Annotated in this window: 21 protein-coding genes; 13 read left to right on the forward strand and 8 right to left on the reverse strand. The window is 60.6% G+C overall.

Annotated features, from left to right (window positions below; all coding sequences use genetic code 11):
- Positions 1–35: 35 nt before the first annotated feature.
- Both ACWHVV_RS12210 and ACWHVV_RS12215 read left to right on the forward strand, forming a co-directional pair.
- A complete protein-coding gene (locus ACWHVV_RS12210; RefSeq protein WP_447926480.1) occupies positions 36–950 on the forward strand; it encodes a DMT family transporter in 915 nt (304 codons plus the stop codon).
- Positions 951–992: 42 nt separating this feature from the next.
- A complete protein-coding gene (locus ACWHVV_RS12215) occupies positions 993–2561 on the forward strand; it encodes a GNAT family N-acetyltransferase (RefSeq protein WP_447529330.1) in 1569 nt (522 codons plus the stop codon).
- A 649-nt stretch (positions 2562–3210) separates the two neighbouring features.
- On the opposite strand, the gene ACWHVV_RS12220 is transcribed toward ACWHVV_RS12215, so the two are convergent.
- From ACWHVV_RS12220 to ACWHVV_RS12230, 3 genes are all read right to left on the reverse strand, one after another.
- The gene (locus tag ACWHVV_RS12220; protein WP_447529331.1) at positions 3211–3513 is read right to left on the reverse strand and encodes an MGMT family protein; all 303 of its coding nucleotides are present in this window, start codon (positions 3511–3513) and stop codon (positions 3211–3213) included.
- Between the two features lie 33 nt (positions 3514–3546).
- Positions 3547–4149 carry an FMN-dependent NADH-azoreductase gene (locus tag ACWHVV_RS12225; protein WP_447926481.1) on the reverse strand — a complete coding sequence of 201 codons (603 nt, stop codon included), beginning with the start codon at positions 4147–4149 and terminating at the stop codon, positions 3547–3549.
- Between the two features lie 185 nt (positions 4150–4334).
- Positions 4335–5786, reverse strand: a complete 1452-nt coding sequence (locus ACWHVV_RS12230; RefSeq protein ID WP_447926482.1) for an alanine/glycine:cation symporter family protein — start codon at positions 5784–5786, stop codon at positions 4335–4337.
- 222 nt (positions 5787–6008) lie between these two features.
- On the opposite strand from ACWHVV_RS12230, the gene ACWHVV_RS12235 reads away from it, so the two are divergent.
- Both ACWHVV_RS12235 and ACWHVV_RS12240 read left to right on the forward strand, forming a co-directional pair.
- The gene (locus ACWHVV_RS12235) at positions 6009–6956 is read left to right on the forward strand and encodes an ABC transporter substrate-binding protein (protein ID WP_447926483.1); all 948 of its coding nucleotides are present in this window, start codon (positions 6009–6011) and stop codon (positions 6954–6956) included.
- A gap of 68 nt (positions 6957–7024) precedes the next feature.
- Entirely contained in the window at positions 7025–7771 is a 747-nt protein-coding gene (locus tag ACWHVV_RS12240; protein ID WP_447926484.1) for a TVP38/TMEM64 family protein, read from the forward strand.
- Positions 7772–7790: 19 nt separating this feature from the next.
- Here the strand turns inward: ACWHVV_RS12240 and ACWHVV_RS12245 are convergent, their stop codons facing one another.
- Entirely contained in the window at positions 7791–8210 is a 420-nt protein-coding gene (locus tag ACWHVV_RS12245) for a secondary thiamine-phosphate synthase enzyme YjbQ (RefSeq protein ID WP_447529336.1), read from the reverse strand.
- Between the two features lie 131 nt (positions 8211–8341).
- Here ACWHVV_RS12245 and ACWHVV_RS12250 point away from each other — a divergent pair, with 131 nt between their 5' ends.
- Both ACWHVV_RS12250 and ACWHVV_RS12255 read left to right on the forward strand, forming a co-directional pair.
- Positions 8342–9124, forward strand: coding sequence for a M90 family metallopeptidase (locus ACWHVV_RS12250; RefSeq protein ID WP_447929148.1), 783 nt, complete (start codon positions 8342–8344; stop codon positions 9122–9124).
- A gap of 164 nt (positions 9125–9288) precedes the next feature.
- Entirely contained in the window at positions 9289–10362 is a 1074-nt protein-coding gene (locus tag ACWHVV_RS12255) for a tartrate dehydrogenase (RefSeq protein ID WP_447926485.1), read from the forward strand.
- Here ACWHVV_RS12255 and ACWHVV_RS12260 read toward each other — a convergent pair.
- Both ACWHVV_RS12260 and wrbA read right to left on the reverse strand, forming a co-directional pair.
- Entirely contained in the window at positions 10359–11522 is a 1164-nt protein-coding gene (locus tag ACWHVV_RS12260) for an alpha-hydroxy acid oxidase (protein WP_447926486.1), read from the reverse strand. The genes ACWHVV_RS12255 and ACWHVV_RS12260 overlap by 4 nt on opposite strands.
- Before the next feature lie 111 nt (positions 11523–11633).
- Positions 11634–12233: an NAD(P)H:quinone oxidoreductase gene (wrbA, locus tag ACWHVV_RS12265; protein ID WP_447926487.1), complete on the reverse strand. Its 600-nt coding sequence runs from the start codon at positions 12231–12233 to the stop codon at positions 11634–11636.
- Between the two features lie 182 nt (positions 12234–12415).
- Between wrbA and ACWHVV_RS12270 the strand changes: the two genes are divergently transcribed.
- The 7 genes from ACWHVV_RS12270 (at position 12416) to ACWHVV_RS12300 (ending at position 18452) form a co-directional block, all read left to right on the forward strand.
- Complete coding sequence (locus ACWHVV_RS12270; protein ID WP_447926488.1) at positions 12416–12856, forward strand: hemerythrin domain-containing protein; 441 nt, start codon at positions 12416–12418, stop codon at positions 12854–12856.
- Positions 12857–13039: 183 nt separating this feature from the next.
- Positions 13040–14011, forward strand: coding sequence for a succinylglutamate desuccinylase (locus tag ACWHVV_RS12275; protein ID WP_447926489.1), 972 nt, complete (start codon positions 13040–13042; stop codon positions 14009–14011).
- Positions 14012–14320: 309 nt separating this feature from the next.
- Positions 14321–15091, forward strand: a complete 771-nt coding sequence (locus tag ACWHVV_RS12280) for an ABC transporter ATP-binding protein (RefSeq protein ID WP_447926490.1) — start codon at positions 14321–14323, stop codon at positions 15089–15091.
- Positions 15092–15105: 14 nt separating this feature from the next.
- Positions 15106–15807, forward strand: a complete 702-nt coding sequence (locus ACWHVV_RS12285; RefSeq protein ID WP_447926491.1) for an ABC transporter permease — start codon at positions 15106–15108, stop codon at positions 15805–15807.
- A gap of 1 nt (position 15808) precedes the next feature.
- Entirely contained in the window at positions 15809–16540 is a 732-nt protein-coding gene (locus tag ACWHVV_RS12290; RefSeq protein WP_447926492.1) for an ABC transporter permease, read from the forward strand.
- A 124-nt stretch (positions 16541–16664) separates the two neighbouring features.
- Positions 16665–17435, forward strand: a complete 771-nt coding sequence (locus ACWHVV_RS12295) for a transporter substrate-binding domain-containing protein (protein ID WP_447929149.1) — start codon at positions 16665–16667, stop codon at positions 17433–17435.
- 183 nt (positions 17436–17618) lie between these two features.
- The gene (locus ACWHVV_RS12300; RefSeq protein WP_447926493.1) at positions 17619–18452 is read left to right on the forward strand and encodes a TraX family protein; all 834 of its coding nucleotides are present in this window, start codon (positions 17619–17621) and stop codon (positions 18450–18452) included.
- Here the strand turns inward: ACWHVV_RS12300 and ACWHVV_RS12305 are convergent.
- A complete protein-coding gene (locus ACWHVV_RS12305; protein WP_447926494.1) occupies positions 18430–20037 on the reverse strand; it encodes a diguanylate cyclase domain-containing protein in 1608 nt (535 codons plus the stop codon). The two genes, ACWHVV_RS12300 and ACWHVV_RS12305, sit on opposite strands and share 23 nt — an antisense overlap.
- Positions 20038–20192: 155 nt before the next feature.
- A complete protein-coding gene (locus tag ACWHVV_RS12310; protein WP_447926495.1) occupies positions 20193–21314 on the reverse strand; it encodes a 5-(carboxyamino)imidazole ribonucleotide synthase in 1122 nt (373 codons plus the stop codon).
- Between the last annotated feature and the right edge of the window lie 5 nt (positions 21315–21319).

The following is a 21319-nucleotide window of genomic DNA, read 5'->3' on the forward strand; positions in this document are numbered from 1 at the left end:
GTCACATTACCCGGCTAACAATCAGGGAATTCGCTATGCCATTGATTTACTTTCTCGCGCCGCTGGCGACGGTGGTGATCTGGTCGGGCAACATGACCATCAACCAGCTCACCGTTGGCGCCATTGCACCGAGCAGCATCGCCTTTTTACGCTGGCTTTTGGCGTTTGTCGTCATGACGCCGTTCGTGCTGCCCACCGCGCTCAAACATCTCCCCGAGATCAAACGCCACTGGCCGAAGCTTGCCGTGCTGGGGCTTTTGGGCATGGGGCTCTGGCAGGGGCTTGCCTACGTTGCCGCCGAGAGCACTACTGCCACCAACATGGGGATTCTGGCGGCCATGGTGCCGCTTTTGACCGTGCTTTTGAGCGCGCTGATTCTGCGCGAACCGCCGACCGTTGGCGGCGTGGTCGGCGGGCTATTGGCGTTTATCGGCGTAAGCGTTCTGCTCGGCCAGGGCAACCCGCTTTCGCTATTGAAGCTCGAGGTGGCGTTTGGTGATGCGCTAATGGTCGTTGCCGCCATCTGCTACGCTCTTTACGGCGTCATGCTCAAGCGTTGGCAGATGAACCTGCCCCCTTGGGTACTGCTCTACGGCCAGGTGTGCTGTGCGGTGCTCTTTTTGCTGCCGCCTTACCTACTGGGGCCGATGACGCCGGTCAATGGTCAAAACGTGTGGCTGATCCTCTACGCGGGCATTCCCGCCTCGATCATCACCACCTTTTTGTGGATGCGCGCGGTGCGCCAAATCGGCGCCAACCAATCGAGCATCTTCATTAATTTGATGCCGCTTTTTAGCGCGCTGATCGCCATGGCGTTTCTGGGCGAGCGCATCGCAGGTTTTCATCTTTTCGGCGGTGTTCTGATTTTGGCCGGCGTCATCATGGCGCAAACGTTGACTCGCCCGCTGGTCGCCGTCCCCGGTAATAAAAACCGCAGCGCGCAGCAGTGATACACTAGGCTAACGACTTTTTTATGGTGGGTACCCAATACTATGTCCCTGGAAGAACTGCACCTTAATCTTCGCAATCTGACAAGCGACGACTACGACCAGTTGAAAACGCTGATGGATGCGGTCTATCACGACATCGGCGGCGCCTGGCCCAGGCACACGATCGACAAGCTCATCCAGGAATTCCCCGATGGCCAGATCGCGATCGAGGACGACGGCATTTTGGTCGGCGTGGCGCTGACCGTGCAGGTGGATTACGACGCGTTCTCCAACCCCCACCGCTACGACGACCTGATCGGCCATCGCGAAGTCATCTTGAACGATGAAGAGGGCGACGCGATGTACGGATTGGACGTGCTGATTCACCCGGACTACCGCGGCTACCGGCTGGGCCGGCGCCTTTACGAAGCGCGCAAGGAGCTTTGTCGCTCGCACAACCTGCGCGCGATCCTGGCCGGCGGGCGCATTCCCGAGTACCACCAGCACTCCGACAAGCTGACCCCGGCCCAGTATATCGACAAGGTCTCGCGCAAGGAGATCTACGACCCGATCCTCTCTTTCCAGCTCGCCAACGACTTCCAGGTCAAGCGGCTTTTGCGCAAATACCTGCCGGAAGACGAGCAGTCCCGCGGTTACGCGACGCTTTTGGAGTGGAACAACATCCTGTTCGAGCCCGCCGAAAGCGTGCTGGATACCCGCCCCACCCAGGTACGGGTCGGCGCGGTGCAGTGGCAGATGCGCGAATTCTCCTCGGTGGAGGCCGCGCTTCAACAAATCGAGTACTTCGTCGACGCGCTGTCGGATTACCAAAGCGACTTCGCGGTGTTCCCGGAACTGTTCACTACCCCCTTGATGGGGCTTCAGGACCGCGCGGCGCAGCAGGACCAAATGGCGGCCATCCGCTTTCTGGCAGGCTTTACCGAGCGCTTCAAAAGCGAGCTATCGCGCATGGCGGTCTCCTACAATATCAACATTGTCGGCGGGTCGATGATCGAGGCAGGCAAGGACGACCGGCTTTATAACGTGGCTTACTTGTTCCACCGCGACGGCGAGATCGAAAAGCAGGCGAAGCTGCACATCACCCCTCAAGAACGTCGCGACTGGGTCATCGAAGGCGGCGACGAGCTGCGCGTATTCGATACCGACGCCGGCCGGGTGGGCATTTTGATCTGCTACGACGTCGAGTTTCCCGAGCTTGGCCGACTGCTGGCCGACCAGGACATGGACATCCTCTTCGTGCCCTTCTGGACCGATACCAAAAACGGCTACCTGCGCGTACGCCACTGTGGCCAAGCCCGGGCGATCGAAAACGAGTGCTACGTGGTGCTGTGTGGGAGCGTGGGCAACCTGCCCTCGATCGAAAACCTGGACATCCAGTACGCCCAGTCGGCGGTATTCACGCCGTCGGACTTCGCCTTCCCCCACGACGCGGTGCTGGCGGAAACCACGCCCAATACCGAGATGATCTTCTTCTCGGATCTGGATCTGACCCGCCTGACGGTCGTACGCGCCGAAGGCTCGGTGACCAACATGAAAGACCGCCGCAAGGACCTGTTCGACCTGCGCTGGCGCGACTGGTCCTGGAAGTCCGGCGCGAATCTGGACGACTAAGACGATAGCCCCATAACGCCAGAACCGGATTTCATCGGTGGCCCGCCATACCACCGATGACGGCACCCACCCTTGTAGGAGCCCGATTCATCGGGCGATGGAGGCGACAGCCTCCCTGTGGGAGAAGGCGACACTATCGTCCCGTCAACCCAAGCAGCGCGGTGCGCTGCATCGCTGGCTGAAGCCTGCTCCTACGGGGGTTGGGCATACCCGGTGGCGCGGCACTCGTCGGCGACGCCTCCGGCCCGCAGCGATTTATCGGCAGCCCGGCATACCAGCAATGTAAGCACCCCACCCTTGTAGGAGCCCGATTCATCGGGCGATGGAGGCGACAGCCTCCCTGTGGGGGAAGGCGACACTGTCGGCCCATCAACCCAAGCAGCGCGGTGCACTGCATCGCTGGCTGAAGCCTGCTCCTACGGGGGGTTGGGCATACCCGGTGGCGTGGCACTCGCTGGCGACGCCTTCGGCCCACAGCGATTTATCGGTGTACCGGCATACCACCGATGGAAGCACCCCACCCTTGTAGGAGCCCGATTCATCGGGCGATGGAGGCGCCAGCCTCCCTGTGAGAGAAGGCGAAATTATCGGCCCGTCAACCCAAGCAGCGCGGTGCGCTGCATCGCTGGCTGCTGGTTAAAGCCTGCGCCTACGGGTGGTCGGGCCATACCAAATGACGCGGCACGCGGCCTTTAGCGTCGAAGGCCACGCCTTCGGCGCGCAGCTTTTCGTGCTGGCGCGTTGCGCCGCCGTGGTCGGCAAGCTTTAGGCTGGCGGAGATCACCCGGTGCCAAGGGAGCTGATGACCTGCGGGGAGGTGGCGCATGGCGGAACCGACCGAGCGCGCGGTGGCGCCCTCGGTCATGGCGGCGATGCGCCCGTAGGTCGTCACCCGGCCTTCGGGTATTTGCGCCACGATGGTGTAGATTTGCTCCAAAAGCGCCGGGCGCACCGCACCTCCCCGTCTAGATGATTTCGAATCCGTTTAAAGCGTACCGACCAGTTGGTCGATGCCCTGGTAGGCTTCCTTCAAGGCGCCATCGCGCTGCTCTTCGCCCATGTTCAGGCCTTCGGCAAAGACGATGTCGACATCGGTAATGCCCATCAAGCCTAGCATGGTTTTCAGGTGCGGCGTTTGGCTGTCGAGCTCGGTGCCGGCGTACTGGCCACCGCGCGCCGCCAGAATGATCGCCCGCTTGCCCTCGACAAGACCGACGGGGCCGGTGTCGGTGTAGCGGAAGGTTTCGCCGGCGCGCAGTATCCGGTCGAACCAGGCTTTGAGCTGCGAAGGTACGCCCAGGTTGTACATGGGCACCGCAATGACGATGACATCACTTTCCCGAAGCTCACCCAGCATGTCGTCGGAGTAAGCGGCCAGGCGCGTTTGCTCGTCGCTACGCTCTTGCGCCGGGATTTGCCAGGCGGCGAGTTCGGCAAGCTCCAGGTGCGGTGACGGGTTGGCCACTACGTCGCGAACGCGCACGTCGACACCGCGGGCGCTGGCCTGGGCGTTGAAGTGGCTCGCCAAGGCGTTGGACTGGCCGTTTTCACCCAGAATGGAGGAGGTAACGAGTAAAGCGCGGGTCATGGGAAGTTCCTGAATACGAATGAAAAGCGCTATTATACGTCGATTTTATAAAACGTTAAGCGCATTCTTTCGGGTCATTAGTTCGATAAAAGCGATTGATCGGCATAAAAAAACCCCGCCTTGCTCAGGCGGGGTTTGGCATTGCGCTCCGGAATCTGCGCGTTAGTACCCAAGTACTTTACACGCTAGTCGAGGTCGGGCCAGGCATTGGGGTCGACCTTGTTGGCAAGCTTGGGAAACTGCCTGGGCCGGAACACCGGCTCGTGACCTGCCTTGAGCTGTGCTTCGTAGTCGCGAAACAGCGCAATGGCGACGGGCGACAGCATCAGGATCGCGATCAGGTTGATCACCGCCATCATCCCCATGGAGAGATCGGCGAAGTTCCAGATAGCCCCCAGGCTCGCCACCGAGCCCACCATGATCATACCCAGCACCGCCAGGCGGTAGATCAATATGGCCACCGGTGCCCGCCGTCCGGCCAGGTACTCGATATTGGACTCACCGTAGGAGTAGTTGGCGATCAACGAGGTGAACGCAAACAGCAAAATACCCACGGCAATGAACGCGCTGCCCCACTCGCCCACGTGGGTTGAAAGCGCCATCTGGGTCAGTTGAATACCGTTGGTCTCACTGCCCGCCAGAACTTCCGGGCCGGACATGATGATGATCGCCGCGGTGGCGGTACAAATCACCAACGTATCCAGAAACACCCCGAGCATTTGAATAAAGCCCTGGGCGGCCGGGTGGTCGGGCCGGGTGCTGGCCGTGGCAGCGGCGTTCGGCGCCGAGCCCATACCCGCCTCGTTGGAGAACAACCCGCGCTGAATGCCGTTCATGATCGCCTGGGAGATCGCATAGCCAGCCACGCCCCCCGCCGCCTGCTCGAGGCCAAACGCGCCGCGAATGATCGTCATGAACGCCGCAGGCAGATCCGCCGCGTTCAACGCGACCACTACCAGCGCCAGAATCAGGTAAAGAAGCGCCATGAGCGGCACGATAAGCTCGGCCACTTTGGCAATGGACTTGAGCCCACCGAAGATGATCGGCGTGACGATGACGATCAGCACCAGACCCATGACCCAGGTAGGAATCTCGAACGCCTGCTCCATGGCCTGGGCAATGGAGTTGGCCTGAACGCTGTTGAACGCCAGACCAAACGCGATGATCAGGCACACCGAGAAAAGCACCGCCATCCAGCGTAGGCCCAGCCCGCGCTCGATATAGCGCGCCGGCCCACCACGGAACGTATTGTCGCCGTGGTCGACCTTATAAGCCTGGGCCAGAGTGGACTCGATAAAGCTGGTGGACATACCCACCACCGCGGTCATCCACATCCAGAAAATCGCGCCGGGGCCGCCGTAGTAAATGGCCACGGCCACGCCGGCCAGATTGCCCGTACCTACCCGCGCGGCAAGGCTCGTAGAAAGCGCCTGAAACGAGGAAATACCCCCGTTGGCCTGGCGCGAGCTGCGCAACAGCTTGAACATGTGTCCAAAGTAGCGCACCTGAATGCCGCCGGTGCGCACCGTGAAGTAGAGCCCGGCACCGATCAGCAGGTAGACCAGCACGCTACCCCAAAGCAGGCCGTTGCCGCGATCGACCAGCGCGGTCAGCAGCGGCGGAAGAGAAAAATCCATAAAGGCACACCTTAATTTATAACCTGTAAGCCGGGCCATTCTTCACGCCTGCACCAAAATGGCAAGCGTTTTGATTAATTTCACCTACCCAGACGGCCAGGCAGGGTTCGCCCTTTTTGGCGCCAGTGACTATCTTGTTTAACGTCTTTCATTAAGCGCGGCGCAATGGACGCGTCCCATGAAAAGCACAGATGAAGGCGATAAACAACGACAGGAGACAGTATGAAAGTGCATCCCTTGGCCGCCAGAGTGGCCGTTTCCGCTCTGGCGCTTGGCGCCGCGTTCGGCGCAGCCCCCACGGCACTGGCCGACAACGACACCCTCGATTTCGGCGTCCCCGCCTGGCCTGGCATCACGGTCAAGACCGAAATCGCCGAGCAGCTTTTAAACGCGCTGGGCTACGATACCCGCGCCCAGCAAATCGGCCTTCAGGTCATTTATCAGGGGATCGAAAGCGGCGACATCGACGCGTTTTTGGGTGTATGGCTACCCGCCCAGCGGGAGATGTTCGAGCCGCGCAAGGCGTCCGGCGTGCTGGTGGATGTCGCCAACAACGTGGACGGCGCGCAGATGACGCTGGCGGTGCCCGAGTACACCTATGAAAACGGCATCCAGAGCTTTTCTGACCTGACCGCCAACCGCGACATGTTCAACGGGCAAATTCTGGGGTTCGGCGCGGGCTCGGCGGCCAGCGAAATTCTCCAGGAGGCGATCGACAGCGACGCAAACGGCTTTGGCGACTGGCGCCTTCAGGATACCAGCGAAGTGGGCATGCTTAGCGCCGCGCAAGACGCGATCAACCGCGAAGAACCGGTGGTCTGGGTCGGCTGGACGCCGCACTGGATGAACCTCGAGCTTCCCATGCGCTATCTGGACGACCCCAACGATCTGTTCGGTGAAAACAACGGCGAAAGCGAAGTGCTCACGGTGCTGCGCGGCGAATACGCCGACGCCCATCCGAACGTGGTGACCTTTTTCGAGCAGTTCACCTTTAGCGCCGACGAGCAGAGCTGGATGATTCAGACCTTCGGGCAAGAGGAACGGGATTTATCCGAGGTCGCCAGACAGTGGATGAGTGACCACCCCGAGCGCCTCGAGGACATGCTGGCCGGGGTGACCACCGCCGACGGCGACCCCGCCTGGCCGGTCGTCGAAGCAACGCTCGATTAACGACATCTTCAACCCACCGGCCGGCTAGCGTATGCTGGCGCTCTTTAGAACGGCCGGTGGTGAATGGGATGTCACGCACGCTTTGGAAAGGCCTTGGCCTGATGGCCATACTCATTGCCGTAGTATTTGCCTGGTGGTGGCTCGATAGCGCCGGCTTCATGACCGCGGAAGGCCTCGACTCGAGCATCGCCTACGTCAGCCAGTGGCGGCGCGCGCCGTGGATGTTCGCGGCGGTCATTTTGACGTACAACGTGCTTTTGCTGGTGATGTTTCCTCTCACCTTGCTGGTCGTGGCCACCGGCTTGCTGTTTGGCCCGGCCTGGGGGCTTTTCTACGCCATTCTGGGAACGCTCAGCTTTTCGATTCTCTCCTACTGGATCGGCCACTGGCTGGGGCGCGACGCGCTGATGGATTACGGCGGCCGCCACCTGCGCGGGCTATCGGGCTACCTTTCCAAGCGCGGTATTCGCACCATGATTTTGATCAACGTGATACCGCTGGCGCCGTTTACGTTGACCAACATGCTGGCCGGCGCCTTTCATCTGCGCTTTCGCGACTACATGATCGGCTCCACCCTGGGGCTGGTACCCAGCCTTGCGATCATCATTTTACTGGGCAGCCAGCTGGGTGCACTGCTGACCGCGGCCAGCCGTGAAGAGGTGCTGTTCGCACTGGCCGGCCTGGTACTGGGGGGAGCGCTACTGTTCGGTTTAAAGCGCTACGCCGATGCGCGCAGCGCCCGGCGCAAGGCACTACGCGACAAAGTACTTCGCGACAAAGTATTACGCGATAAAGTACTAGGCGACAAACAGTGACCGCGTTCACCGGGGCGCCTTACTCGCCTTGCAGCGTGATCACCAGTTGGCGGCTGCCACCGTGGTTGCGATGCTCGCACAGGTAGATCCCCTGCCAGGTGCCCACGTTCAGCCGGCCCCGGGTGACGGGGATTTGCACGCTGGCGCCCAAAAGGCTGCCTTTCAGGTGCGCGGGCATGTCATCGCTGCCTTCGAATACGTGCTGATAAAAAGGCGCGTTTTCCGGCACCGCCTTATTGAAGTAGCTCTCGAAGTCGGCTCTTACCGTAGGGTCGGCGTTTTCGTTGATCGTCAGCGACGCCGAAGTATGCTTGATGAAAACGTGCAAAAGGCCGACCTCGACCCGCGCCATGGCGCTGAGGGCTTTCGAGACCTCGTCGGTAATCAAATGAAAACCCCGGGCGCGCGGCTCCAGACTGATTTCCTTTTGTGACCACATGGGCATTCCTCGCGTTGTGATAATGCGCTGTAAGATGGGCCTTGCCCGCACCCCTCCACCGCACTGGAGAAACGTGGCGAAGCCAATAACGATACGCAGGTTGACGATAAAGATAGAGGTTAAAAAACGTGATGCTCAACCGGTGGTTTAAACGCTCGACGCCCGCGCCTTTCGCCGAAACCTGGCAAAAAGCGCAGGAGCGCACGCCGCTACTCGCCGCGCTCTCCGAATTCGAGGCCGCCCGGCTTGGCGAGCGCGCCAGGCACTTTCTAAGCACCAAGCGCCTGACCCTGCACAAGGCACTCGAAGGCGTGACCTTCGATGATGCGGATCGGCTGGCGCTGGCGGCTCAGGCGTGCTTGCTCACGCTTGGCTGGAACCAGGCCGAGCACCGCGAAGCGTTTGGCAACGTACACGAGATCGTCATTTTGCCTGACAGCTTCACCCGCGAGGTCGAAGAGATGGACGAATTCGGCGTGGTGCACCACCTCACTGACGAACGCGCCGGCGAAACCTTTTACCAGGGCCCGGTCGTCGTCTCCTATACCGACCTTCAAGATAGCGGCGGCTTTACCGGTTTCAACGTATTGATCCATGAGCTTGCCCACAAGCTCGATATGGGCAACTCGATGGATATCGACGGTTTTCCGCCGCTTCCCCGCTCACTGCCCGCCACTCGGTGGCACGCGGTGTTCACCGAGGTGTGGGACGACCTGGCCGGCTGTATCGCGGCAGGAATCGAGCCGCCCATCGACGACTACGCCGCAAGCCATCCGGGCGAGTGCTTCGCGGTTTGCTGCGAATACTTCTTCACCGCCCCGCAGCATCTGGAAAGCGCCTACCCGGCGCTCTTTGCGCTGCTTTGCGACTACTTCAACCAGTCGCCCCTGGCGCGTCTCGACACCCTCGCTTGATCGCGCCCTCCTCCTGGTCCGACATCGAACGCGCTCACGCCTCCTCCATTTTTGGGCAACAATCGCTTTGGGCAACAATCGTTTGCAGTGTAGCCTGACCAGCTAAGGCGCTAAAGCCGCTACACTACTCGATGAAGACAGATCGTTTTCGAAGGAGCTTATTGATGGCCCACACCATTGCAGTGATCGCCGGCGACGGTATCGGCACCGAAGTCATGCCGGAAGGCGTGCGCGCGCTACAAGCCGCGGCCAAACGCTTTGACATCGACCTGGTATTCACCCACTTCGAGTTCGGTAGCTGCGACTACTACCTGGAACATGGCCAGATGCTGCCCGACGACTGGTTCGAGCAGCTCAAGGGCTTCGATGCGCTGTTCTACGGCGCGGTGGGCTGGCCGGAGAAAGTGCCGGATCATATCTCGCTGTGGGGCTCGCTTTTACAGTTTCGCCGCCGGTTCGATCAGTACGTTAACCTTCGCCCTTGCAAGCTGATGCCGGGCATCAAGAGCCCGCTGGCCGGCCGGGAGCCCGGCGATATCGACTTCTATGTGGTGCGGGAAAACACCGAGGGCGAGTACTCGAGCATCGGCGGCAAGATGTTCGAAGGCACCGAGCGCGAGGTGGTCATCCAGGAGACCGTGATGAGCCGTACAGGCGTCGACCGCGTCCTCAAGTACGCCTTTGAGCTGGCAAAGACGCGCCCGCGCAAGAAGCTCACCTCGGCGACCAAATCCAACGGTATTTCCATCACCATGCCCTACTGGGACGAGCGCGTGCTGGAAATGGCCAAACAGTACCCGGATATCGAGGTGGATAAATTCCACATCGATATCCTGACCGCGAACTTCGTGCTGCACCCGGACTGGTTCGACGTGGTGGTGGGCAGCAACCTGTTCGGCGATATTCTGTCGGACCTGGGCCCGGCCTGTACGGGTACCATCGGCATTGCGCCCTCGGCCAACATCAACCCGGAAGGCAACTTCCCGAGCCTGTTCGAGCCGGTGCACGGCAGCGCCCCGGATATCGCCGGCCAGGGTATCGCCAACCCCATCGGCCAGATCTGGTCCGGCGCGATGATGCTCGAACACCTGGGCCATGGGGACGCCGCTAAAGCGATGGTCGATGCCATCGAGGCAGTACTCGCCGAAGGCGACCCCCAGGTACTCACCGCAGACGCCGGCGGGCAAGGCACGACCGAAACGTTGGGCGAAGCCATTGCGAAGAGAATTGCGGGTTAGGCTATATTTGGCCGTCGCTCGATCAAGTGTTCGCGGCTTAGGCAAGCAATGTCGGTCACGCCCAGCAGCGCCATGTCGCGCACTATTTCCTCGCGAAGAAGCGTCAGCGCGTGGCGCACCCCGGCCTCGCCAGCATAGGCGGCGGCGTAGTTCATGGGCCGGCCGATGAACACGAACGACGCCCCGAGCGCCAGCGCCTTGATCACGTCGGTACCGCGGCGAAAGCCGCTATCCACCATCACCGGAATCGACACGGCACCCACCACCGCCGGCAGCGCTTCGAGCGCGGCCGGGCTATAGTCCAACTGGCGCCCGCCGTGGTTGGAAACGATCACCGCATCGCCCCCCAACGCCTCCACTTTCCGGGCATCCGCCGGGTTCAAAATCCCCTTGACGATCAGCTTGCCCGGCCAAAGCGCGCGCACCCGCTCGAGATACTCCCACTGCAGGTGACTGCGCCCGGAGAAGTCGCGGTTGACGTTTTTGGAGAGCACCGCGATGCCGCGATGCGCGTAGTTGTTCTCGAAGTGCGGCATGCCGTGGTGGTAAAGCGTACGCAGGAAGGTACCGAACAGCCAGCGCGGGCGAACCAGCCCGTCCCAGGCCAGGCGCAGGCTGGGGCGAAGCGGCGAGGAAAAGCCGCTTTTGCGATTGTTGTCGCTATTGGGTGGCACCGGGTAGTCCACGGTGATCACCAGGTTTTTAAACCCCGCCCGGGACACGCGCGCCAGCAGCGCCTCAACGTCTTCCAGCGTGCCCGGCAGATAAGCCTGAAACCAGTCGGTTTCGCCCTCGCGCAGAACCTCCTCCAGCGCAATCAAGGAGCTTCCACTCAGAATCATCGGCAACTGCTCATTGGCCGCCGCCCGGGCCTGCACGAGATCGCCCCGGTAGGCGGTCAGCGCGCTGATGCCCATCGGCGCGATGCCAAACGGCGCGCTGTAGGACTTACCCAATAACGTGGTCTCGGTCGAAATGCGCGATACATCGACCAGCGCCCGGGGCATCAGGCCGTAATCATCGAACACACGCCGATTCTCGGCGAAGGTTTTGCCCTCCTCGGCGCTGTTGGCGACATAGCCGAATAAGGGCCTTGGCAAGTGACGCCGGGCCAGCGCTTCGAAGTCGTGCAGATTACGGGCTTTATCGAGTCGGCTCACGCGGCACCTCTTGGGCCATTGGTGGCGTTGAACGCGCGAACCCCACGAGGGTGGGGTTCGCAGGAACACTATAGCAGTGCGCTAACGCCTCGCGGCAATTAGCCCATGGTCTCAGCGGGCGAGCTTCGCCGTTGTCTCGGCCACGAGCTTACCTTGAAAACGCGCAAGCTTGAGCTCGCGCGCGCTTGGCTGGCGGGAGCCGTCGCCGCCGGCCAGGGTCGCTGCCCCATAAGGGTTGCCGCCACTGACTTCGGAAATATCGAACTGCTCTTCGATACCGTAGCCGATCGGCACGATGATCATGCCGTGGTGGGCAAGCGTCGACCAGGTCGAGGTGACGGTCATTTCTTCACCACCGCCGGTACCGGTAGAGGTAAACACGCTGGCGACCTTGCCGCGCAGCGAACCGTTGGCCCAGAGACCACCGGTCTGGTCAAAGAAGGTGCGCATCTGGCCTGCCATGTTACCGAAACGCGTTGGCGTGCCGACGATGATGCCATCATAGTCGGCGAGTTCGCCCGGCGTGGCCTCGGGGGTATCGAAGTCCTGCTTGCCGCCGGCATTTTTGTAGGCGTCTTCGGGCATGGTTTCGGGGACACGTTTGACCGTGACCTCGACACCGTCGACTTCTTTCGCGCCTTCGGCGACGGCTGCCGCGAGCGTATCCACGTGACCATACATGGAATAGTAAAGTACCAGTACCTTGGTCATTGCTTTCTCCATTCGAGATTTCCGGGTTGACTACCAACTCCTCCTCTAGCCTAGCGGAAAATTAACCCAAGTGAAGGAGTTGAAGGCCGGCTGACCGTAATGGCCGCAGTGCGCCTTGCGCTTTTGTAAAACTAACACTAGTTTTCAAGGCAATTATCGTACTTGCATCCAAGGAGCCGGGAATGACGATTTTTGAAGCACTGCGCAAAGACCACGATCTTCAGCGCGACCTTTTGGCCCGTTTGGTCGAGACCCACGGCGACAGCAGCGAGCGCGACGCGCTTTACAAGCAGGTACGTGCCGAGCTTAAGTATCACGCCAATGCCGAAGAGCGCTCGCTCTATATCCCGATGATGGATATCGACCTGACCCAGGAAAAAGCGCGCCACAGCGTCGCCGAACACCACGAGATCGACGAGCTGCTCGAGCTTTTGGACGACACCGACTACAGCGCCACGAACTGGCTGACCCACGCCAAGCAGCTTCAGCACCTGGTGACCCACCACCTGGACGAAGAAGAGCAGGAAGTCTTCCAGCTCGCCGGTCGCGGCCTGGCGGATAACCAGAAGACATCGCTTGCCGGCGAATACCAGCAAGAGATGGAGCGCCAGCGCGCCGATTAAAAATGCCGCTTCCTGGTAAGCGTCGATAAAGCGCTTGGCCCCATCACGGGTCAGGCGCTTTTTTATGGGCGTTTATACCGACGCCCTGGCGTTTTATAGCCAGGCGACGCCGCCTTTGTCCCAAGCATTGGGGCGTGCTACACATAAAAGCCCAAGCGCATAGATAACAACGGAGAGTCATTCATGCTGAGCCAATGGCTGGACTGGACGCTGGAGGGTAAAGCGCCCGCCAAAAGCGGCGGCACGCTCCCAGGGGGCCACTACCAACTGCGCGCGCCAGGGGTTTTAGAGCTAAGCCCCAAAACGATTGAAGCGCACGCCCACGCCTGTATTTTCTCCGCCGCCATTCATGGTAACGAAACCGCTCCGGTCGAGCTTTTGGGCCAGTGGCTTGCCGCGCTCGAGGTGGGTAGCGCGCGCCTTAAAGCCCCAGTGCTGGTGATTTTGGGCAATATCCCGGCGCTCAAGGCCCAAACTCGGTTTATCAGCACCAACCTGAACCGGCTATTCGACCGCGAACTGACCGCCATGGGCGAAGAGCCCGACCGCGCCCGCGTGCTGATGAGCGAGGTGGACGACTTTTTCGCCCGCCATGAAGGTCTGCCCCGCCTTCATTACGACCTTCACACCGCGATTCGCCCAAGCCTTTACCCGCGCTTTGTCGTGGAGCCCTTCGCCGACACCGCCACCGAAGACCGGCAGTGGGCGTGGCTGGCCGCTGCCGGTATGCAGGCGGTGCTTCACCAGCACCAGCCAAGCTTTACGTTCTCTCACTACAGCAAACATTACCACCAGGCCCAGGCATTCACCTTCGAGCTGGGCCAGGTAGCACCGTTTGGTCACAACGACCTGGCGCCGCTTGCGCCCATGGCCAACCTGATCAGCGCGCTAGGGGCCGGCGAAGAACCGGAAAGCGCAGCCTCCCCGCCGCGCTTTTTCAAGGTGGCGCACGAACTGATACGCCGCTCTGAGGACTTCACGCTCTGTTTCGAGGAGAGTGTGGCGAACTTTACCCGCTTCGAACCGGGCGCGTGTCTGGCCAAAGACGGCCAGGGCGGTGATTTCCAGGTGGGCGAAACCCCGCTTCACGTCGTGTTTCCCAACGCCCGGGTGGAAATCGGCGCCCGCGCCGCCCTTCTGGCCGTGCCGGTATGAACGCGAGCACTTGGGCGTTAAACACCGTACACTAGGCTCTGTCTGAAAAGTACCTGCGCTCGTCGACTTTTCAGACAGACCCTAAGACCCCATACCAAGACCCATCAGCAAGACCCGGCGATAGATAACAATAATGCAGGGACACGCTCGAATAGGTGGCCAACGCCCGGCGTTGATCACTTATTCTCATAAGAGCGAGCACTTCGGGCATAAGGCCTGATAGAATCGCCCCTTTTTCGCGTCAGCCACGCCCCAAACACGTGTTTTACACCTGTGACAGAGTGGCAAACTTGTACTGGAGCCTACGTTATGGCCGCGGCGCCTATCCCCCTGGAAGTTCGCAACATTAAAAAACGCTTCGGCGATACCGAAGTACTCAAGGGCCTTTCTCTTCAAGCCCAGAAAGGCGATGTCATCACCCTGATCGGGGCCTCCGGTTCAGGCAAGAGCACCTTTCTGCGCTGCATGAATCTGCTCGAACAGCCCGATGAAGGTGAACTCATCGTTCATGGCGAGCCCATTCGCTTCAAAACCACCAAACACGGGCGCGAGCCGGCGGACCAAAAACAGGTCGTGAAGATGCGCGCCAAGCTCTCGATGGTGTTCCAAAGCTTCAACCTGTGGGCCCACATGACGCTTTTGGACAACATCATCGAAGCGCCGGTGCACGTGCTGGGCCAATCGAAAAAAGAGGCCACCGAGCACGCCTATGCGCTACTCGAGCGCGTGGGGCTGACCGCCCGGGCCAAGGCCTACCCGGCGCAGATGTCCGGCGGCCAGCAGCAGCGCGGCGCCATCGCCCGGGCCCTGGCCATGGACCCGGAAGTGATGCTGTTCGACGAGCCGACCTCGGCGCTGGACCCGGAACTGGTCGGCGACGTATTGAAGGTCATGCGCGATTTGGCCAAAGAAGGTCGCACCATGGTCGTCGTCACCCACGAGATGGGCTTTGCCCGCGAGGTGTCAAGCCAAGTGGTCTATCTGCACCAGGGCGTGGTCGAGGAGTCCGGTGCGCCCGTCGATGTGCTGGACAACCCGCGCTCGCCACGCCTTAAACAGTTTTTGACGCCCAACTACTGATGCCGGATGTGACCATGCTCGATTTGCAAGGCTACGGCCCGCGTCTTCTGGAAGGCGCCGGGGTCACCGTTCAACTCGCGGTACTCTCGCTACTGCTGGCCATTGTGCTAGGGCTTTTGACGGCGACGGCCAAGATGTCGCGCCACTGGCTGCTGCGCCGCGTGGCGGGGGTCTACACCACGCTGATTCGCGGCGTGCCGGATCTGGTGCTGATGATGCTTCTGTTCTACGGCGGCCAGATCGGCGTCAACGCGATCAGCGACGCGCTCTACTATAACTACGATATCGATATCTACTTAAGCTTCAACGCCTTCGCCGCCGGCGTGCTAACCATCGGCTTCATTTTTGGCGCCTACATGGGCGAGACCTTTCGCGGGGCGTTCATGGCGGTGGATAACGGCCAGATCGAAGCGGGCAAGGCCTACGGCATGGGAAGCGCGTTGGTGTTTCGCCGTATCCGCTTTCCGCAGATGATGCGCCACGCCCTGCCCGGGCTCTCCAACAACTGGATGGTGTTACTCAAGACCACTGCGCTGGTCTCGGTGATCGGCTTGACCGACATGGTGCGCGTGGCCGCCGAAGCCTCGCGGGCGACCCACGAGCCCTTCGTGTTCCTGATCCCCGTCGCGGTGGCGTACTTATTGATCGCAAGCGTGACCGAGTGGATCTTCGCCCGGCTGCAAAAGCGCTACAACGTCGGTTTTGGGGAGCACTAAGATGTTTGATATTTCCGCCTGGTTCGATGACCTGCTCGCCGGCAACCTGATCTTTACCGCCTCGACCCTGGGCCACTACTGGGAAGGGTTGGTGACCACCACGCAGCTGGTGTTTTTATCCCTGGTGATCGGCCTGGTCCTGGCCGTGCCGCTGGCCATCATGAGAAGCTCCCGCCGCAAATGGATCAGCCTGCCGGTGTACGCCTACACCTACGTGTTTCGCGGCACGCCGCTTCTGATCCAGCTCTACATCATCTACTACGGCGTGGTCTTTTTCGACGGTATCCAGCAGACCTTTCTGTGGCCGATTTTCCGCGAGGCGTTTTACCCGGCCCTGATCGCCTTCACGCTCAATACGGCGGCCTACACCACCGAGATTTTCCGCGGTGCCATCAAGGCGACCAGCAAAGGGGAAATCGAGGCGGCCAAGGCCTACGGCATGTCGCAAAGCCTGTTGATGCGCCGAATCGTGATTCCCAGCGCCTTTCGTCGCGCCCTGCCCGCCTACGGCAACGAAGTGATTTTCATGCTCCACGCCAGCGCCATCGCAAGCGTCGTGACGCTCATGGATCTTACCGGGGCGGCGCGCTACGTCTATTCGCGCTTCTATACTCCCTTCGAGCCGTTCTTGTTCGTCGCGCTGATTTATCTGTGTTTGACGTTCGCGATTCTGTTCTTCTTCCGTTTTCTGGAGAAACGGTTACTGGCGCATTTGACCCCCCAAAGCCTGTAGGCAGGTGCTACCATCGTCAAACAAACGTTGGTTCACAAAGCACCTGGGGCTTTGCGCCATCGCTAACCTGAGTTACGTTAAAAGAGATCTATTGAAACGAACCCTTTTGCAACGGAGCGCCATGATGAAAAAGCTACTCTCGGTTTCCCTGATCGGCCTGGCCGTGGCCGCCGCCTCCTCTGCCCAGGCGCGCGACTACGACAACGTGCGTATCGGCGTGGACGTCCCCTATGTGCCCATGGAGTACCGCACCCCGGAAGGCGACCTGACCGGTTTCGACATCGACCTGGGCAACGCGCTCTGCGAAGAGATCGGCGTGACCTGCGAGTGGATCGAACAGGAGTGGGACGGCATCATCCCGGGGCTTTTGTCGCGTAACTACGATGCAGTCATGTCATCGATGACCATCAACGACGAGCGCCGCCAGCAGGTGCTCTTCTCCGAGCCCTACATCACCATGCCCTCGGCCTGGTTCGCGGCAAGCGATTTAGACATCGACGAAGCCAATGAGCAGACCCTCGATGGCATGACCATCGGCGTTCAGCGCGGCACGCTTCAAGACAACTACGTGACCGACAACTACGGCAGCATTGCCGATATCAGCCGCTACTCCACCGCCGATGACATGGTGCTGGACATGGACGCCGAGCGTCTGGATATCGTCTTCCTCGACTTCCCGATCGGCCAGTCCACGCTGGTAGAAAGCGACGAAGGTGACTACACCATCGTGGGCGAGCAGATCACCGAGCCCAAGGAGTACTTTGGCGACGGCTTCGGCATCGCCTTCCGCCAGCGCGACGAAGCCCTGGCCGAGCGGTTCAACGAAGCACTTGCCACCCTCGAAGAAAACGGCACCTACGACGAGATCTACACGCGCTACTTCGGCGACGAATAACGCCCAGGCGTTGGCAGATAAAAACCCCGGCACTCGCCGGGGTTTTTTCGTTTATAGGGTATAGTAAGCGCTCGCCGCCCTTGCGCCGGCCCAAGCGTTGAGCGATGAACTCGAACGCCACGCCTGGGTCTGATCCAAAACGTTACTCCTGCTTCATAGGGTCATGTTAAACACGGAGGTTTTATGGCTTTCTTTTCTGGCGCTCGCGCCCGTACCGCTGCGTCACCCACGCCCCAAGAGCGCGCCGAACGGCCACTATCCCACTGGACCGCGTGGGCCCAGTGGCTTGCGCTACTCACCATGACCGTCGATCACCTGGTACGTTACGTGCTGCCCAGCGACTGGGACCTGGGCTGGGCGGGCTCGTCGATCGGGCGTATCGCCTTTCCGCTGTTTGCGGCAATGGTGGCCTGGCACGGGCTTTTCAACACGCGCAACCCGCTGCGCTACGCCCGGCGTGTGCTGGTGATCGGTATCGCCGCCCAGGTGCCGTACATGATGATGCCCCGCCTAAACGACGCCTTCATTTTGAACGTCTGCTTTACGCTGGCAAGTGGGCTGGCGATCGGGGCGCTGGTGCGCCAGGGGTGGCAGCACTACCGCCATCAGAGCCTGGGGTTTGGCTGGCTCTTGCTGGGCGCGGCGGTCGGGGTGACGCTTTGGTACCTGCTGGGATTCTGGGTGGAGTACGGCCACAACGGGCTAATGCTCATTCCGTTTTTCATGTTCGCCATGCATGCGCTCAATGAAACCCGGGATGCGCTGAAATCCAGGCTTTGGGCGGGGCTGGCTGCGTTTCCCGTGCTTTGGGTCGCCGGCCAGATGAACGCCTCGGACATGTCCAAGTCCTTCACCGTGGGAACGTGTGTCCTGGTGCTGGTGTTGGCCGCGGGGGGCGCTCAGCATATCCCCAAAGTATTCAAACAGATGCCCCGGCGGCTGTGGCTTGCCTGGTACCCGGGCCACTTCGCGCTCATCGCGCTGTGGCTTGTGATTAGCGGTCGATTAGCGATGTAACCAGATTCGAGCGTAGCGCGGCCTGGTTCAGCGCTTTACGCATTTCCGGGCGGTAGCGGCGAAGCCGGGCCCGCCCCTCCGCTTTGGCCTGATACATCGCAATATCCGCCTGCTTGAGAATTTCGGTGTGGTCGCACTTTGCGGCATTAAAGCAGGTATAGCCCATACTGGGCGTTACCTCGACCTGCTGACCCTCCAGGTTGTAGCGCCCGCCAAGCGCGCTTTGAAGCGCCTCCATATGCGTCAAGCCAGCTTGCTCGGCCTCCTCGGTCAAGGGCTGATCAAAGAGCATCAGCATCACGAATTCATCGCCGCTCAGCCGGGCGGCCATATCCCGTTCTCCCAAATGCTTTTTCAGCCGCTTGGCGATTTGCACCAGCAGGTCATCGCCTGCGGCGTGGCCAAAGGTGTCATTGATCAACTTGAAACGGTCCAGATCCATGAACATGACCAGGCCGGTGCAGTCACGGCTTTCGGGCTGTTCGCCAAGGTTCATGAGGCGTTCGATGAAAAGACGCCGGTTGGGCAGATCGGTCAGCGCATCGTAATACGCCTGGCGATAAATGATCGCCTCGTTCTGGGTGCGCTCGGTAAAGTCCTCGACGATCGCGATACCTCCGACGCGCTCGTTACTGGCGCTATTCACCCCGCTGAAAATGGCGCGCAAGGGGGTACCGGTTTCAGCGCCGGGCAGATAGAAGGTCCCCTCGAAATAGCCCGAGCCTTTTTCGAGGGCGTCCCTCACGCCTTCGGCCACCTCCGGGTCGGAGGCGCGGTCCAGCATTCGGTAGCCGATGAACGCCGCGCGCTCGCCGCCCAGAATCGTAAGCATCTGCTCGTTGCAATCGGTAATGGTGCCATGGCGGTCGAAGTTTAAAACGCCAAGCGGCGAGTGATCGAAAATCGAGCGATAGCGGTTCTCGCTTTCCAGCAGCTGCTCTTCTCGCGCCTCGATGCTCACGCGCAGGGAAATGTTATCGTGGAAAATGCAGTGAAAACGGGAACAGGTGGCCAGCATCAGCACCAAAAAAATCAGAATGATGCTGCCCATCAACGTCTCGCCGTTGATGAAAAACACCACGGCGAGCGGCAAGAGAATCTGGCTGATAAAACCCAGACCGACCCAGCGCACCGATGAGAGCGTGGTCGTTCCCCCCGCGGCGACCCCCGCCATGATGATCGCCAGGGTGGCGACCTGGCCGGGGTGGTCCGGGGTAAAAAACAGCACCCCCGCCGCGCCCCACAAGGTCGCCGAAAAAAGCGCGCCAAAAGCGAAAGCGTAAAGCCACCTTCGCGAGTGGGTGGTATAGGCCACACGCTGGTATCGATAAGCCAGCAGTAAGCGAAATATCGAAATAGCAAAAAGCGCCACCAACCAAAGCACGATGGTCGACGTCTCGATGCTGGACCACATGATCGCCGATACGCATAGCGCGACGAGCAGGCTACTCACCACCGGCTGCCAGAGCTTTTCATATAAAAGCCTGACTTTCGCGGCCTCCAGCTCGCACAGCGAGACGTCACCGGCAAAGTCGAAAGAGCGGCTATTGTCCGTAACCATGGCGGGCTTAAGCTTCCAGAGCATATTCGATCCCTGCGCAATTGTATTGCCCGCTTGAAGGCAACCGTCTAAAGCGAAATTTAAATCACTAGTTTTATATGATTTATACGGCCAAAGCGACTCTCGTCATCAGGCTTTAAAAAAAACCGCCTAACGTGAGGCGGTTTAAAAACAAAATATCAGGCAACGGGCTTGAAACTCCACTGCACCGGCGGCGCATCGGGCAGTAGCGCCTGGCACTGGCGCACTTTGGTTAAAAGCGCACCGTGGGATTCGGCGCAGACATTGATATGGGCAAGCTTGCGCCCGGCCCGCTCATCCTTGTCGTAACGGTGCAGGTGCGTATGGGGGATCGCCAATAGCGCCGGGTTATCGCCTTCCCGGCCGATGACGTTGACCATGCAGGTCGGCGCGATGGCGTCGGTGGCGCCCAGCGGCAGCCCCTGCACGGCGCGCAGGTGGTTTTCGAACTGGCTGGTGATCGCGCCATCCATCGTCCAGTGGCCGGAGTTGTGTACCCGCGGGGCCATCTCGTTGGCGAGCAAGCTGCCATCCGGCGTTTGGAAAAGCTCCAGCGCCAGCACGCCCACGTAATCGAGCTCGTCGAGCAGCGCGCGAATGTAGCCATCGGCGGTATGCTGAAGGCTTTCGTCCAAATCCGGCAGCGGGGCCACCGAGTAGCGCAAAATGCCGTCAACGTGCTGGTTTTCCGCCATGGGGTAGAACACCACCTCGCCATCGCGGCCGCGCACGGCAATGATCGACACCTCGCGCACGAAATCCACGAAGGCTTCGACGATCAGCTGCGAGTGCCCGATAGCCGCCCAGGCCTCGAACGCCTCATCAAAGGACTTCAGCACCGCCTGGCCCTTGCCGTCGTACCCTTCGGTGACCGACTTGGCGACCACCGGGCAGCCAAGCTCCCGGGCCGCCTCTAAAAGCGCCTCGGCGCTCTCCACCACCCGGTAAGCGGGCGTGGGAATCCCGAGCCGGTCGAACAGCGCCTTCTCTTCGACCCGGTTCTGGCACACCGCAATCGCATTGCTTGCCGGGTAGACGGGCTTGTGGCGCTCGATCTCGCGCACGAGTTCGACGGGCAGGTGCTCGAACTCATAGGTCACGACATCCACCTTGTCGAGAAACGCGGCCAGGTGCTCGTTGCTTGGGTCGACGATCACCTCGCCGATACCCGCGCTGGGGCTTCCGGTGGTATCCAGAAAGGTGAAACGGTTACCTAAAGGGTAACCTGCAAGTGCCAGCATTCGCCCCAGCTGGCCAGCGCCCAATACGCCAATGTTCATGGTGG

The organism is Vreelandella sp. EE27 (genome assembly GCF_968206495.1).

Coding starts and splice junctions, on each gene's coding strand:
- ACWHVV_RS12210 (WP_447926480.1), top strand. CDS start 36: ATGCCATTGATTTACTTTCTCGCGCCGCTGGCGACGGTGGTGATCTGG.
- ACWHVV_RS12215 (WP_447529330.1), top strand. CDS start 993: ATGTCCCTGGAAGAACTGCACCTTAATCTTCGCAATCTGACAAGCGAC.
- ACWHVV_RS12225 (WP_447926481.1), bottom strand. CDS start 4,149: ATGACCCGCGCTTTACTCGTTACCTCCTCCATTCTGGGTGAAAACGGC.
- ACWHVV_RS12230 (WP_447926482.1), bottom strand. CDS start 5,786: ATGGATTTTTCTCTTCCGCCGCTGCTGACCGCGCTGGTCGATCGCGGC.
- ACWHVV_RS12235 (WP_447926483.1), top strand. CDS start 6,009: ATGAAAGTGCATCCCTTGGCCGCCAGAGTGGCCGTTTCCGCTCTGGCG.
- ACWHVV_RS12240 (WP_447926484.1), top strand. CDS start 7,025: ATGTCACGCACGCTTTGGAAAGGCCTTGGCCTGATGGCCATACTCATT.
- ACWHVV_RS12245 (WP_447529336.1), bottom strand. CDS start 8,210: ATGTGGTCACAAAAGGAAATCAGTCTGGAGCCGCGCGCCCGGGGTTTT.
- ACWHVV_RS12250 (WP_447929148.1), top strand. CDS start 8,342: ATGCTCAACCGGTGGTTTAAACGCTCGACGCCCGCGCCTTTCGCCGAA.
- ACWHVV_RS12255 (WP_447926485.1), top strand. CDS start 9,289: ATGGCCCACACCATTGCAGTGATCGCCGGCGACGGTATCGGCACCGAA.
- wrbA (WP_447926487.1), bottom strand. CDS start 12,233: ATGACCAAGGTACTGGTACTTTACTATTCCATGTATGGTCACGTGGAT.
- ACWHVV_RS12270 (WP_447926488.1), top strand. CDS start 12,416: ATGACGATTTTTGAAGCACTGCGCAAAGACCACGATCTTCAGCGCGAC.
- ACWHVV_RS12275 (WP_447926489.1), top strand. CDS start 13,040: ATGCTGAGCCAATGGCTGGACTGGACGCTGGAGGGTAAAGCGCCCGCC.
- ACWHVV_RS12280 (WP_447926490.1), top strand. CDS start 14,321: ATGGCCGCGGCGCCTATCCCCCTGGAAGTTCGCAACATTAAAAAACGC.
- ACWHVV_RS12285 (WP_447926491.1), top strand. CDS start 15,106: ATGCTCGATTTGCAAGGCTACGGCCCGCGTCTTCTGGAAGGCGCCGGG.
- ACWHVV_RS12290 (WP_447926492.1), top strand. CDS start 15,809: ATGTTTGATATTTCCGCCTGGTTCGATGACCTGCTCGCCGGCAACCTG.
- ACWHVV_RS12295 (WP_447929149.1), top strand. CDS start 16,665: ATGAAAAAGCTACTCTCGGTTTCCCTGATCGGCCTGGCCGTGGCCGCC.
- ACWHVV_RS12300 (WP_447926493.1), top strand. CDS start 17,619: ATGGCTTTCTTTTCTGGCGCTCGCGCCCGTACCGCTGCGTCACCCACG.
- ACWHVV_RS12305 (WP_447926494.1), bottom strand. CDS start 20,037: ATGCTCTGGAAGCTTAAGCCCGCCATGGTTACGGACAATAGCCGCTCT.
- ACWHVV_RS12310 (WP_447926495.1), bottom strand. CDS start 21,314: ATGAACATTGGCGTATTGGGCGCTGGCCAGCTGGGGCGAATGCTGGCA.